The following is a 14240-nucleotide window of genomic DNA, read 5'->3' on the forward strand; positions in this document are numbered from 1 at the left end:
AGTCGGAAGGTGTATAATCACTTTCCGACTTCTTTTTGATACGTAATCCAAGTAGCACAAGGGTTAAAAGGAAAGGATTTTAATATTTCCATTGCATATATACTCGTTGAATCAAATTCACCTTGAATAAAAGAATAGCCGTGTTTATTTGCATACATAGCTTGTTTGAAAAAGAGCAGTTTCAGTAAGGGTAAATCTTCTATAGTGTGAGTTCCGCACCATCCTAGTTCTAACGCAGTATCCCTTTCCGATGTATGGAGGAAAGAGTATGCCATAATTTGATGCGCTTCATCTATAATGAGAAAGCTTCCATCTAGTAGTACATCATCAGCTAAAATCATCTCTTGCCAAGTTTCGAGAGAGAGTTAGGCAACCAGATTTGCTAAGTGAGTATACTCGTAATTCGTTTTTACTAAGTGAGCTAGTTTTTCAAAGAAGTTATTATTGGACAAGATGGTGGATAAGGTTTGTACATGATAATTTGAATGAAGCGTTGTCCCGATAGGTATGATTTTTTGTACGTCTAATATCGGCATATATGTTCTTCGGATTTCCATAAAATTATTTTGCTCATAATAATCTTTTAAATGAGCTGACGTTTCCCATATAGAGGTTTGTAATGGTAGTATGAAATTTTCTCGTTTTGGAATCTCGTTTAATAAAAATTGTTCAATGCGTAGCCCTGAATAGAAAGGATTCGTATATATTCGAAAGTATGTGCAGTATGGATGGAAGTTACTGCCCCAGGTAAAAAAGATGCCTACTGCATCTTTTTTATAGTAGGCAACATACGCGCATTTTGTTTTATTATCTCGTAATAAGTGAAATAGATACGATTCTTCATTATATAAATCAATAAGTTGTTTTACTTGAAGCTCATTACTTCTACTATACTTCTCTATAACAAGATTATTTTCATTGGAGGACTTCTTCATAGCTCAATCCAAAATCTTCTTACTACATTTCCATCTTCCTCAGTGAAATCATCATCACGAAGCCCGCCGTTATGTAAAATTGTTTTTTCTGAAGCAGTATTTACTTCATCGCAAACGACAAGTGCTCTCGTGATGTTTAATTCCTTCGTTTTTTCTAGGGATAATTCTAATAACCTCGTAGCATAACCTTTTCTTCTTTCAGAAGGACGAATGCCATAACCGATATGACCGCCAGCGTTAAATAAATGTTCGGTTAAACTATGGCGTATATTAACAGCCCCCACAATTCTATTATTATCTGTAACGAGCCAATATGTAGAGTCTGGTACCCAGGATTCAGGAAGGTTTACTCCGTTATGTGCATCGAGTAATTCTTGAATCAGAGCGGGGAAGTTAGAAGGGTCTTTTGAAATGACCCACGGGATCATTGTTTCACCGCTATCTTTCCATTCGTTATAGAAATCTAAGTATTCTTCTTGTAAATCAGTAGTAGGTGTAAGTAATGAGACGTTCATTGTTAGTAAGCTCCTTTATTTATGTAGTTTTTATAAATAATTATGATACAAAATGAAAGCGTTTTCTGAACTTTCTCAACCTAACTTCATGTAATCCACCCTTGTTTTTTAGAAAATTAGTGGAGGTTTAAAATTAGAAGTTATTTATTTTATGTTAATATTTAAAATATTAACATAAAACGGTCGGAGTATTAAGTGTATTTTAGTGGTATTCCTTCATATTGATAAATAGATGTTTGTGATAATTTTTGTTTTATCTATCTATAATGAATGAAAGGAGGAAGAGCCCGTGAGTGTAGATTTTGATTTTATTATACGAATCGGTGTTGCTGGCTTGTTAGGAGCAATGATTGGTATTGAAAGAGAAATTCGATCGAAAGAAGCTGGATTAAAGACTCATTTCCTCGTAGCGGTAGGAAGTGCGTTAATAATGGTTGTTTCGAAATATGCCTTTTCAGATATTGTGTTTGAAGAGCATATGTCTCTAGACCCAAGCCGTATTGCAGCACAAGTCGTTAGTGGAGTTGGTTTTTTAGGTGCAGGTACAATTATTATTCAAAAGCAGGAGGTGAAAGGATTAACGACCGCGGCTGGTTTATGGGCTACTGCAGGAATAGGATTAGCAATTGGAGCGGGAATGTATGTAGTAGGCATTGGAGCGACGATTCTCGTTTTAATTGGTTTAGAAATTGTAAGTCGTATTTTTAAGGTGCAATTTTTATTTCCACAAAATATAACGGTGCAAATGTGTATAAATAAACAGGAAGCAGTACAACAAATATTAGAAACACTACAAGTGAAAGGCATTCCAATACTTTCATATGAAGTGGAAGCTTCACAGCAAAGTATAGAAACTGTTTATAAGGTAGGGATGAAACTGAAAAATATATCGTCAGAAGAAAAGAATGAGTTTATTCAGCATATGCAAACATTACCGGAAGTTACATTCATAAAGTTAAAATCATAGTGTTAAAAACGAGGATAGATGTAGCGGGAATTTCGCTATGATCTATCCTTTTTTGATATAAAACGCACGTAAAGTCAAGTGTTAATTTTGCACGACATGGATACATGTGTGAACGTTACCTTATTTTTTTCTCAATACAGTATAAAAAGTAAAAATAGTAAAATAATGGTGCGGGACACTAAAAAATGTAAGGTAGGGGAGAGCATGAAAGGTTATTCGAAAAAAGTGTTATTAGGGGTAAGTTTTGCTAGTTTAATGTTAGGAAGTTTTCAAGGGAGTACATTGGCAGAAAGTACAAAGGGAGAGCAAGTTTCTTATCGAAATGTGCTCAAAATGGAGCCAGTTGGCGTACAACCACCAGTGCAAGAATTAGCTCATTCATCAAAAGTGCTGGAAAATAAGTCTTTTGAGAAAAGGCTACAACTTGCTGATTTATCACAAAGACCGCCTGAAGTGAAAAAGGAAAGTAAGCAATTAGCTGCAGCGAAAACTTATACAATTGCTGAATTAAATCAATTGAGCAATCAGCAGTTAGTAGATTTACTTGTAACAATCGATTGGGAGCAAATTACTGGGCTATTTCAGTTTAACAAGGATAGTCTTGCATTCTATCAAAATGATAGTAGGATGCAGGCAATTATTGATAAATTGAAGCAGCAAGGACAAGCCTATACGAAAGATGATTCAAAAGGGATTGAGACTTTAGTAGAGGTGTTACGATCTGGTTTTTATTTAGGGTTTTATAATACAGAATTAAGTAAACTAAATGAGCGGAGCTATCATGATAAATGCTTACCTGCATTGAAAATGATCACAAGCAATCCGAATTTTAAACTCGGTACATTAGAACAAAATAGAGTTGTATCATCATACGGGAAATTAATAGGAAATGCTTCGAGTGATGTGGAAACGATAACATCAGCTTCAAAGATTTTTAAACAATATAATGATAATTTTTCTATATTAGTAGATAATTTATCAGCTGGAAATGCGATTTACGATATTATGCAAGGCGTCGATTACGACATTCAATCGTATTTGTACGATACGAGAAAAGCGCCAAAAGATACAGTATGGTATCAGAAAATAGATAGCTATATTAATGAGCTAAGTCGTTTTGCATTAATGGGAACGATTACAGAGAAAAACGGATGGCTTATTAATAATGGGATTTATTATACAGGTAGACTTGGTACGTTCCACACTATAGGAACGAAAGGGTTACAAGTAGTAACAGACGCAATGAAAATATATCCGTACTTAGGAGAGCAATATTTCGTAGCGGCTGAGCAAATTACGACGAATTATGGCGGGAAAGATGCAAATGGTAACGTTGTTAATTTAGATCAAATACGAGAAGATGGGAAGAAAAAGTATTTGCCGAAAACGTATACGTTTGATGATGGGGCAATTGTTTTAAAAGCTGGAGATAAAGTGACAGAAGAAAAAGTAAAACGTCTTTATTGGGCGGCAAAAGAAGTAAAGGCGCAATTCCATCGTACGGCTGAAAGTGACCAGCCATTAGAAAAAGGAAATCCTGATGATGTATTAACAATGGTTATTTATAATAGTCCAGCTGAATATCAATTTAATCGTCAATTGTACGGATATGAAACGAATAACGGTGGTCTTTATATAGAAGGAACAGGCACGTTCTTTACTTATGAACGTACACAAGAAGAAAGTATTTATAGTTTAGAAGAATTGTTCCGACATGAGTTTACGCATTATTTACAAGGAAGATATGAAGTGCCAGGACTTTGGGGCCAAGGTAAGATTTATGAGAATGAGAGATTATCTTGGTTTGAAGAAGGAAATGCTGAGTTTTTTGCAGGTGCAACGAGAACGGATAATGTTGTACCGAGAAAGAGCATTATTGGCGGATTATCTTCAAATCCAGCGGAACGTTATACGGCAGAGCGGACGTTAAATGCAAAGTATGGAACGTGGGATTTCTATAATTATTCCTTCGCTTTACAATCGTACATGTACAATAAGAGATATGATATGTTTGACAAAATTCATGATCTTATTAGAAAAAATGATGTAACAGCATATGATGCATACCGCTCTGCTTTAAGTAAAGATGCGAATTTAAATAAAGAGTATCAAGACTATATGCAAATGTTAGTCGATAACCGTGAGAAATATAATGTTCCATTAGTATCAGATGATTATTTAGCAACTCACGCACCGAAACCAGTTTCAGATATTGCGGCAGAAATTACAGCAGAAGCAAAATTAAGTAATGTATCGGTTAAGAAAAATAAATCACAGTTCTTTAATACATTTACATTGCAAGGGACGTACACAGGTACTACTGCAAAAGGGGAATATGAAGACTGGAAAACAATTACACAAAATGTGAATGATACGTTAAAACGTTTAAGTGCAAAAGAATGGACAGGCTATAAAACAGTAACAGCTTATTTCGTAAATTACCGTGTGAATGCATCAGGACAATTTGAATATGACGTTGTATTTCATGGGATTAATACAGAAGAAGGCGCTGTGAATAAAGCGCCAGTTGCGGTTATAAATGGTCCCTATAGTGGAAATATAAATGAGGCAATTTCGTTTAAAAGCGATGGATCAAAAGATGAAGATGGGAAAATTGTTGCTTATAAATGGGAGTTTGGTGATGGTACTGTAAGTGATGAACAAAATCCGACTCACGTGTATACAAAAGAAGGAACATATACAGCGAAATTAACAGTAACAGATGATAAAGGGTTAACGAATACTGTTACAACGAATGTAACCGTTCAAAAGAAAGAGGATAATAGTGTAGAAAAAGAACCAAATAATTCATTCCAAACAGCAAATAAACTGCAATTAAATCAAGTTTTACGTGCTAGTTTAGGAAATGGTGATACGAGTGATTTCTTTGAAATAAATGTGGAAACGGCGAAAAACCTGCAAATTAATGTAACGAAGGAAAATAATATAGGAGTAAACTGGGTTCTTTATTCGGAAGCAGATTTAAATAATTATGTTACGTATGCACAGCAAGAGGGGAATAAGTTAGTAGGAAGTTACTACACGTATCCAGGAAAATATTATTTACATGTGTATCAGTATGGCGGGGGAACAGGGAATTATACGGTAGAAGTAAAATAGTAAAAGGGAAATTGTTTTTCAATGAATGGAAATCAATTTAAGCTTATATTTAGTAATGCAGGTAACGATATCAGTTGCAAAAATAAATACTGGAATATCGTTATGCATATCAAAAAAGCTTATACTTTAAATGAAAAAATAACTGTAGGGAATGTATCCAATGATATTAAGAAATCAAGTATTAAGAGCTGATCTTGAAGTTAAGCAGATCTAATCAGTAAATGAGATACAGTCTATGAATCATTATTTCATAGAGATGTGAGCAAAGTAATAAAATTTAAGTATGTTTGATTTAATTAAAGGACTAGAGTTTATCCGTAAAAACAGATAAACTTTGGTCCTTATTACTTTTAATTCATTCAAGAAATCAAGATGACTAATGAGTCAAGTAGCAGCATTTTTTAAATTTATTTAATAAGTTAAGTAGTAAAATTTTATCATTTAAATAATTCCGTCATATTAGCAGGGGATACTAATAGAAAAGCGTGTCCCTTTACCTAATTCACTCTCTATCTCTATATCTCCGTTTAATTCTTTAATAATGCTATAAGCAATCATAGTACCAAGTCCAGTCCCTTTTTCTGTTGTTGAATAGAATGGCAAAGCAATTCGTTTTATTTGTTGAGAGGACATTCCAATCCCTGAATCAATAATATCGATTATAATATTACCTTTTATTTTCTGTATATTTATTTGTAATACTCCACCATTTGTCATGGCCTCAATTCCATTTTGTATGATGTTGTTTAGACAGATTCTGAATTTTTCGGGGTCGCCATTTATATAAAAGGAATCTGTACTATTTTGTTTTATTTCAACTTTATATGATAGAGCGAGTGGTGAAATAGTGTCTTTCACTTGATTTAAAATATGATTAATATCTATTTTCTCTTTTAGGGTGTTCTGTGGTTTTGTTAAAGATAAATAGTTATTAATAGTAGATTGTATTTGCTGCATTTCAATTAACATGATTTCTAAGTACTGATTCTGAGGTAGCTTAGAGGCATGTTTTTCATTTAACAATTGAGTGAATCCATGTACTGTGGTTAGTGGATTGTGGATTTCATGTGCAATGGACGCGGCTAGTTCGCTAGCTATATAAAATTTTTCAGCCCGTTGCAGCTTTTCTTTCATTTTATATTTCTCAATCATTCCCTCTATTAAATAAACTGATAATAATACTGTGAAAATATTAATGATTATATAATTTAATAAAAATTCTATGAGAGTAGAGTCTATTTTACCGCCTGTATTTATTTGAGTTACAAAACCGCAGATAGAAAGTGAAGTTGTACATACTAAAATAAGAAGTAAGCTTAATAATAGCTTTTTTTCTTTAACATACATAGGTAATACGTAACGAAAGAACATTGTTATAACAGAAATAATAGTAAAGATAATAAATGATGGAAGAACGCCATTTCCGCCTAAGTAAAATCGATAAGAAAGATATAAAATTCCTATAAAAACAATGTTTTTTGTATTTCCGTATAGAAAAACTAATATGATAGGAATAAAACGTAAATCGTAAATAAATCCAGCATGTAAATGAAAAGGAAAAGTCATGCAAAAAATAATAGCAACGGAGGAAAGGATAGAAATCAATATATTATTACATGTTATTTTTTCTTTAAATTCTAGCCAAAATACGTGGTAGCTAAGGATACAAATTATTATTATAAAGGTATTTAATAAAAGAGTAGATATTCCCATAGTTTTGCATCTCCGATAGTTTGTATATTGGATTATGTATGAGTTAAACTTAGATGTTTAGTATCAGTAAACTTTCTATCTAAAAAAGGAAGGGCACTTGAAAAAGTACTATTATATTACTCGTATTAGAATTGATAAGGAAGTTAGAAAAAATAATAGATAAAAAAATCTACTTAGATATTTATACATATGAAACTAGAAATTGATTTTTGTATAGGTGAAATTTGAATTAAGTTACTGATAAAATAATGATTTTTTAAGTGTGAATATTCTGTGAAGGTAATATATGTGGTGACTTTTGTTTTATAGCCTTCGTTATATTAACATGGAATATATCAAATTACAAAGTGAAAATTTCAAAATTTTTTATTAGTATATTTTATCTGAAATGGAAACACTATTTATTTGAGTGTCTTGGTACTTAATTGTATGAATTCTTGTGAGAAAAAGAATTTGAAATTTACATGTTCTTTTTTATGAAGCATAATACTGTAGCCTTATCTATGTCAGTTTCTTAATAACCATTAAGGTGTAATTTTAAAATATATAGGTTTAAAGATATGAATTATTACATAAAAACGTACTTACAAAAGAATGTATGATGGTAATAGACTACAAACATCGAGGGGGAACTTAAAATGAAGTTAAATAAACTAGTGCTTAGTTGTGGAGTAATTTCAGCATTAACACTTGGAGTGTTGGGAAATAATACTTATGCTGAAGAAGTAAACAAAATGAATGATACAATTCATTTTGTTGAACATATTCCTACAGACATATTATTAACTCAAACAATGGATTATAGTGGAGAGGCTATAACTTCTTTTGTATATAGTGGGAGTGAAAATTTAAGCTTCTTTATGAAAAATAATGGTCAAAATACAATGGGATATAGTGTGAAAGGTCCAAATATGGAGCTAATTGTTGGTGGTTATATAAAACCTGGAGAACAACAAATTAATGTTACAAATGTACGGAATGCTTTATCTCCATTACCAATTGGAACGTATAGTATTTACGTTTCAAATGATGATGGTTCTAAGGGACAATTCCAAGTTGCAGTAGGATCTATGAATTAAATTTAAAACGCCTTGTTTATAAGTTAATTTAGTCTTTATTTACCGGAAAGAAACTATATTGAATCGAGAATTACACATAAAAATAAAAATGAGCACCTTATGTAATTACGAGAGGGTGCTCGTTTTTTGCTATAAAACAGAAGAGAATGGTTTTCAACTATTTATAAATACATGTTGATATTTTCATTGCTAATTTACTAGTTTGTGTAAAAAAGAGGATGTCGGTTGTGATAAATCTTAAAATAAAGGTAACTTATCATTCAGTTAAGTTACATGGAAAACTAGAAAAACCACTTATATAAGTGGTTTTTCTAGTTTTAGGCTATACATTTAAAATTAGGCTTAGTTAAAGTAATAAGCATTTTATTTGATTGGATTATTTTGGTTCTGGATAATGATTGTAGTACGAAATTCTAATAAATTCTTGATATACATTTGTTAATTTAGCATCTCTGAGAGCATCATTGAATTTTTGCATACGAACACTACCTTGAGCGTAGCCTCCACCAGGAACATAAGGATTTCTAGCTTCAAAGTCATCCATAAAGGCTTTTAATTTTTTATAGTCCTGAGATTGATAAAAAGTAGCCGCTTCTTCAGGAGTGACATCAAAGTAAGAAGATGATGTTGAGTTATAAGAAGCCGCTTGTGCGGTAGGTGTTTCTAGCATAGTTGCAGCCCCACCAAACATAGTAAGCGCCATAGAAGATACAATGATTTTTTTAAACATAATAAAACCTCCACGTGGAATATTTGGATTAATAGTAATCCTGTAATCATTATAGTTACAATGAAAATGTTTATCAAATGCAATGTTGCATAATTTATTATTTGAACGAGAATATATTTTCTCAACAGGACAAATGGTAAATATCTATAAGTACTACTTATAAGGATAATTGGAAAATAGAAATTAATAATAAAGGGGAATGCGAAATGACAACATTAATATCTAATAGAGATCTAGCTAAAATCCGAGAGGAAGATGTAGATGTATTAAAGGTAATGGCACATCCCGTTCGATTAAAAATTGTAAATGAATTAATGCATCATAAACTGTGTAATGTTTCGCAGTTGACAGAAATATTAAGGCTCCCGCAATCCACTGTTTCACAGCATCTATCAAAATTAAAGGGAACCGTGCTCCGTGCAGAAAGACGAGGATTAGAGATGCATTATTATATTGATAATGCTAAGGCTCGCCAGATTGTAGGAATTCTAGGTTTGTAGGTTCATAATTCGTAAAAAATTTTCTAATAGAATTAGTGGCGTACAAAGTAAAAAGAGCACTTTTCAAAAGTGCTCTTTTTAAGATGTACATTAGGAATTGAAAGAGGCATCAATGATAATTTAGAAAAAGTGTGCTTGGAATCAATCTTTTCTTAAAATAAAAGATAGTTATTTACATTGTTTAATAATTACTTAATATATTATTAAGTTGGTTACCTTACAAAACTGTAAGGTTATTTCAATTGACACTCGTATATATAAGTAACTATACTAGTTACACAATGTTGGTGAATATATTAAATAGTTTTAATCTATAAGTGTATGTCTGAAGATTCTTTTCGGAATAATAGTTCGATTTTAAATTATTCATTTGTAATATAGTGTTAATGCCAACTTAATCTATGCTTTATTCTAAGGAGTAGTATTTAAAGATTAACTATAAATGATATATTTACTAACTTGTAATAAATTTTTAGAGGTGCTAAATTTTGAAAAACAAATTAATTGCTACAGGAATTCTTGCTGGAAGTCTACTATCTTATTCTTCTAGTATTTTTGCAGATACTCACAAATTCCCAGATGTTCCTGCATGGGCTGACAAATCCGTTACTTATTTAGTTGATAAACAAGTATTGAGTGGTTATCCAGATGGAACTTTTGGTTCAAATGACACATTAGATAGAGCTTCTGCAGCAACCATTATGACAAAGGCTCTTGGTATACACATTGATTTAAATGCAAAACCATCTTTTAAAGATTCACAAAACCACTGGGGAACTCCTTATATTGCCGCAGCTGAAAAGGCAGGAATAATTAAAGGTGAAGGAAATGGAATATTTAATCCTTCTGGAAAAGTTACTCGTGCTGCTATGGCTACTATGCTAGTGAATGCATATAAACTACAAAATAAAAGCACTAACAATGGACAAAGTAAATTTGAAGATTTAAAGGGACATTGGGGTGAAAAGTTCGCAAATACTTTAATTGATTTAAAAATCTCAGTTGGTACAGATAATGGTTGGCAACCAAATAGATTCATAACACGCGCTGAAGCTGCACAACTAACCGCAAAAACAGATATGCTTCAATATAGTCAAAGTAATCCTTTAGAAAATAAAGCAATAATTATTGATCCAGGACATGGCGGCGAGGATCCAGGAAAAAACACAAAGGGATTACCTGAAAGTAAGATTGTACTAGATACTTCTTTACGTCTACAACAATTGCTTGAAAAACATACTCCATTTACAGTTTTACTAACTCGTGAATCTGATACTAGACCTGGACATGATCAAAAAAGCTCTTTACAGGAACGTGTTAAGTTTGCTAAGCAAAATCAGGGTGATATCTTTATAAGCATTCATGCAAATGCTTTTAACGGTAATGCAAAAGGGACAGAAACATACTACTATAAATCTTCTAAATCTGAAAAAACAAATCCTCATGTGGAAGAAAGTCGTGTTTTAGCTGAAAAAATTCAAACACGATTAGTAGACGCACTTCAAACACGTGATAGAGGTGTTAAACATGGAGATCTTCATGTTATAAGAGAAAATGACATGCCAGCTGTGTTAACGGAACTTGCTTTTATAGATAATGGTATCGATTATAGTAAGTTATCTACAGAAAACGGAAGGCAGATTGCAGCAGAAGCCATTTATGAGGGGATTTTAGATTATTATGAATGGAAAGGGAATAATGTATCTGAATATAGATTGTAATAAGTAAATGAAAATATAGTAATTCTTGAAATGAAGAATTCTATAATTTTTTTACATTTTTTTAAACAACAATTTTAAATTCATATTTAAAATTGTTGTTTAAATCGCTATTTTGTGTTTTAATAATGTTGATAATAGTTATCAGTAAAAAAGAGATGAAAATTAGCAAAACAAGTGTTGATAGTTAGTGTCGTAAAGATTAATAAATTTCTACATTGTAACGTTATGAATCTATCTTTAGTATTGAAAACTAAAAATAATACGTTTATATCTTTTAAATGTTTAAGAAGGAGTGGCTGTCTGTATGAAAAAAGCAAATGGAATAGCTAAAAGTGTTGCGGTAGCGTCCGTTATTATGTCTGGATCACTTGGTTTACAAGCAACATCTGTATTTGCGGATTCTAAAGGAACTGTAGAAAATCTTCAAAATGGTGGAAAAGTCTATAATAGTTTTAAAACTACTTATGACATGAAGCAGAATATCAAAAATTCAATAAAGGTTTCTTTTATTGAGGATCCTTACGCAGATAAAAAGATTGCAATTGTTACCACTGATGGTAGTAATATAGATGCTAAATATACAATTAATGGCGGATACTATAACGCAGGTTTAAAATGGCCATCGGCTTATCATACTGAAGCAGAAATAACAAGTGGTGATAGCGCTCAATTCCATAAAGCTGCCCCAGTTAATACAATGACTTCAGCAAAGGTTACTTCCGAGGTTGGGTATACACTTGGTGGAAGTGTTAAAGTTGGGGTAAATGATAAAGGACCCAATGCCGATGCGAGTATTACGGGTAGCTTTGCTTGGAAAGAAAGTGTATCTTACGATCAAGTAGACTATAAAACGGTATTAGAGACTCACACAGATAAAAAATTAAATTGGAAAGTAGGATTCCAATCATTTAATTACCCGGAGTGGGGAATTTATAATCGTGATTCATTTAATACTTTCTACGGTAATCAACTATTTATGAAATCACGTAGTTATAATGAAGGAACGAATAATTTTGTTTCAAAGGATACAGTACCAGCTTTAACAGGATATGGTTTTTCTCCTAATGTAGTAGCGGTTATTACTGCTGATAAAACAGAATCTACATCAGATTTAAAAATAACAAATCGTAGAATTTCAGATCAGTATAATATTGAATGGGTAAGTTCAAAATGGTGGGGAACAAATAATAAAGATACATATAATGAGTTCTTTACAAACAACTATAAATTGGACTGGAAAAACCATCAAGTTACCCTTGATAACCAAAAAGCCCTTGAAGAACAAATGATTGGTATCAACAACGTGAATAACAAACTTAACAAAGGAAAAGGGAAATTATCTTTTTCAATGAATGGAAACCAACTCAAAGCGACATCTATCAATGCTGGCTATGGTATCAGTTACGAAGATAAAAATTGGGGCATCTTTGTAAATGGTGAAAAGGTCTATACGTTTAATGAAAAAACAACTGTAGGAAATATCTCAAATGACATTAACAAATTAAACATCAAAGGACCTTATATTGAGATTAAACAAATCTAATCAGTAAATGAGGTACAATTGATGGATAATTATTTCATCAAGATATGAGTATAAAGGTTTATTTTAAATCTGCATAACGTAATGAAAGGACCAGAGTTTATCTGTAAAAACAGATAAACTCTGGTCCTTATTATTTTTCGTTCGTTCTTATACTCAATCAGAAAAGAGCGTGAAGTATTTGAAAGCTATTCATGCTACACAGCGGGATATTGTTTTAAGTATGGTGTTTATTTTTATTTCATTTTTAAATGAATTCTTTGTATGATGACATAGGGTAGGAGAGGGTTAGGGGATGTTTCTTTTTGAGGCGTACGTTGTGTGGCGAATAGTTTAAAGTAATCAAGACTTCATCGGTTGTTAAGTTACTACTTTAAATATATAATTAAATTTCATTAAAAAGATACTCTATTCAAAGTCCTTATTGGATTTTTGAAGTGAAATATATATTATTTGAGGTGTGTAAAATGGGGAAATCTCGAGAGCAGACGATGGAAAATATTTTGAAGGCTGCTAAGAAAAAATTTGGAGAGCGTGGCTACGAAGGTACGAGCATACAAGAAATTGCAAAAGAAGCGAAAGTGAATGTCGCTATGGCTTCATACTATTTTAATGGGAAAGAAAACCTGTATTATGAGGTGTTTAAGAAATATGGCCTTGCTAATGAGTTACCTAATTTTCTTGAGAAGAATCAATTTAATCCTATCAATGCTCTTAAAGAATATTTAATAGTCTTTACTACACATATAAAAGAAAATCCTGAAATTGGGGTATTGGCATATGAGGAGATTATTAAGGAAAGTGCAAGATTAGAAAAAATCAAACCCTATTTCATAGGTAATTTTGAACAGTTAAAAGCAATATTACAGGAGGGTGAAAAACAAGGAGTTTTTCATTTTTTCTCCATAAATCATACGATACATTGGATCACTTCTATTGTTTTATTTCCAAAGTTTAAAAAGTTCATTGATTCTTTAGGACCAAATGAAACGAATGATATAAATCAGGAATGGATGCCAGAAGACTTAGTGAACAGAATTATTTCTGCTTTAACAGATAAGCCTAACATGTAAATTATTCATTGTTTATGAATTTTAATTTTCTTATTAAAAAGCCTAATTTCTCAATATATTGTAGAGAGATTAGGCTTTTTTGGACACTTCATTCTTAAATTATTTTAGTATTTATTGTTTATTACATTTGAAATGACTTTTAATGTGTATAAGCACGTGATAAGTAAATTAAATAAACAAAGGCCCTGTAAAAAATACAGGGCCGGATACAGGGTTAAGGGAACGCATAGTTTCTTAGTAACATATTAGCATAAAATTTTCATGTAACTACATAAGAGTTTTGACAAATTTAAGAACAAGATAGAGGGTTTTTAAGAATAAATAGAGTACTGAAAATTAGGGTTGTG

The 14240-nt window shown here is 31.8% G+C and carries 10 protein-coding genes and 1 pseudogene; 7 read left to right on the forward strand and 4 right to left on the reverse strand.

The window, feature by feature from the left end:
• Nucleotides 1-17 precede the first annotated feature (17 nt).
• Together ACQVV1_RS07410 and ACQVV1_RS07415 are read right to left on the reverse strand one after the other, a co-directional pair.
• Nucleotides 18-935: pseudogene (locus ACQVV1_RS07410) on the reverse strand (GNAT family acetyltransferase).
• A complete protein-coding gene (locus ACQVV1_RS07415) occupies nucleotides 932-1450 on the reverse strand; it encodes a GNAT family N-acetyltransferase (protein WP_309259188.1) in 519 nt (172 codons plus the stop codon). Before ACQVV1_RS07415 ends, ACQVV1_RS07410 begins: the two are co-directional and overlap by 4 nt.
• A gap of 289 nt (nucleotides 1451-1739) precedes the next feature.
• Here ACQVV1_RS07415 and ACQVV1_RS07420 point away from each other — a divergent pair, with 289 nt between their 5' ends.
• Together ACQVV1_RS07420 and colA are read left to right on the forward strand one after the other, a co-directional pair.
• On the forward strand, nucleotides 1740-2417 hold the full coding sequence (locus ACQVV1_RS07420) for an MgtC/SapB family protein (protein WP_431168715.1): 678 nt from the start codon (nucleotides 1740-1742) through the stop codon (nucleotides 2415-2417).
• A gap of 204 nt (nucleotides 2418-2621) precedes the next feature.
• Complete coding sequence (colA, locus tag ACQVV1_RS07425; protein ID WP_309259186.1) at nucleotides 2622-5537, forward strand: collagenase ColA; 2916 nt, start codon at nucleotides 2622-2624, stop codon at nucleotides 5535-5537.
• A gap of 459 nt (nucleotides 5538-5996) precedes the next feature.
• Here colA and ACQVV1_RS07430 read toward each other — a convergent pair whose 3' ends face one another.
• Complete coding sequence (locus ACQVV1_RS07430) at nucleotides 5997-7250, reverse strand: sensor histidine kinase (protein WP_242255232.1); 1254 nt, start codon at nucleotides 7248-7250, stop codon at nucleotides 5997-5999.
• Nucleotides 7251-7888: 638 nt separating this feature from the next.
• Between ACQVV1_RS07430 and ACQVV1_RS07435 the strand changes: the two genes are divergently transcribed.
• A complete protein-coding gene (locus tag ACQVV1_RS07435) occupies nucleotides 7889-8329 on the forward strand; it encodes a hypothetical protein (protein WP_242255234.1) in 441 nt (146 codons plus the stop codon).
• Between the two features lie 376 nt (nucleotides 8330-8705).
• Here ACQVV1_RS07435 and ACQVV1_RS07440 read toward each other — a convergent pair whose 3' ends face one another.
• Nucleotides 8706-9059 (reverse strand): hypothetical protein, encoded by a 354-nt coding sequence (locus ACQVV1_RS07440; protein WP_000473489.1) that lies wholly within the window; start codon nucleotides 9057-9059, stop codon nucleotides 8706-8708.
• Nucleotides 9060-9265: 206 nt separating this feature from the next.
• On the opposite strand from ACQVV1_RS07440, the gene ACQVV1_RS07445 reads away from it, so the two are divergent.
• The 4 genes from ACQVV1_RS07445 to hlyIIR all read left to right on the forward strand — a co-directional run bounded on the left by ACQVV1_RS07445 (nucleotide 9266) and on the right by hlyIIR (nucleotide 13893).
• Entirely contained in the window at nucleotides 9266-9559 is a 294-nt protein-coding gene (locus ACQVV1_RS07445) for an ArsR/SmtB family transcription factor (RefSeq protein ID WP_242255236.1), read from the forward strand.
• Nucleotides 9560-10047: 488 nt separating this feature from the next.
• Complete coding sequence (locus ACQVV1_RS07450; RefSeq protein WP_309259185.1) at nucleotides 10048-11280, forward strand: N-acetylmuramoyl-L-alanine amidase; 1233 nt, start codon at nucleotides 10048-10050, stop codon at nucleotides 11278-11280.
• Nucleotides 11281-11584: 304 nt separating this feature from the next.
• Nucleotides 11585-12823, forward strand: coding sequence for a hemolysin II HlyII (gene hlyII / locus ACQVV1_RS07455; protein ID WP_242255240.1), 1239 nt, complete (start codon nucleotides 11585-11587; stop codon nucleotides 12821-12823).
• Nucleotides 12824-13287: 464 nt separating this feature from the next.
• Nucleotides 13288-13893 (forward strand): hemolysin II regulator HlyIIR, encoded by a 606-nt coding sequence (gene hlyIIR, locus ACQVV1_RS07460; protein WP_242255303.1) that lies wholly within the window; start codon nucleotides 13288-13290, stop codon nucleotides 13891-13893.
• Nucleotides 13894-14240 lie beyond the last annotated feature (347 nt).

This window comes from Bacillus basilensis, assembly GCF_050630465.1.
In the GTDB taxonomy this organism is placed as follows: Bacteria; Bacillota; Bacilli; order Bacillales; family Bacillaceae_G; genus Bacillus_A; species Bacillus_A basilensis.

Excerpts from the sequence above, each read along its gene's own strand:
- ACQVV1_RS07445 (WP_242255236.1), top strand. The coding sequence starts at position 9,266 with ATGACAACATTAATATCTAATAGAGATCTAGCTAAAATCCGAGAGGAA.
- hlyIIR (WP_242255303.1), top strand. The coding sequence starts at position 13,288 with ATGGGGAAATCTCGAGAGCAGACGATGGAAAATATTTTGAAGGCTGCT.
- ACQVV1_RS07430 (WP_242255232.1), bottom strand. The coding sequence starts at position 7,250 with ATGGGAATATCTACTCTTTTATTAAATACCTTTATAATAATAATTTGT.
- colA (WP_309259186.1), top strand. The coding sequence starts at position 2,622 with ATGAAAGGTTATTCGAAAAAAGTGTTATTAGGGGTAAGTTTTGCTAGT.
- ACQVV1_RS07440 (WP_000473489.1), bottom strand. The coding sequence starts at position 9,059 with ATGTTTAAAAAAATCATTGTATCTTCTATGGCGCTTACTATGTTTGGT.
- hlyII (WP_242255240.1), top strand. The coding sequence starts at position 11,585 with ATGAAAAAAGCAAATGGAATAGCTAAAAGTGTTGCGGTAGCGTCCGTT.
- ACQVV1_RS07415 (WP_309259188.1), bottom strand. The coding sequence starts at position 1,450 with ATGAACGTCTCATTACTTACACCTACTACTGATTTACAAGAAGAATAC.
- ACQVV1_RS07435 (WP_242255234.1), top strand. The coding sequence starts at position 7,889 with ATGAAGTTAAATAAACTAGTGCTTAGTTGTGGAGTAATTTCAGCATTA.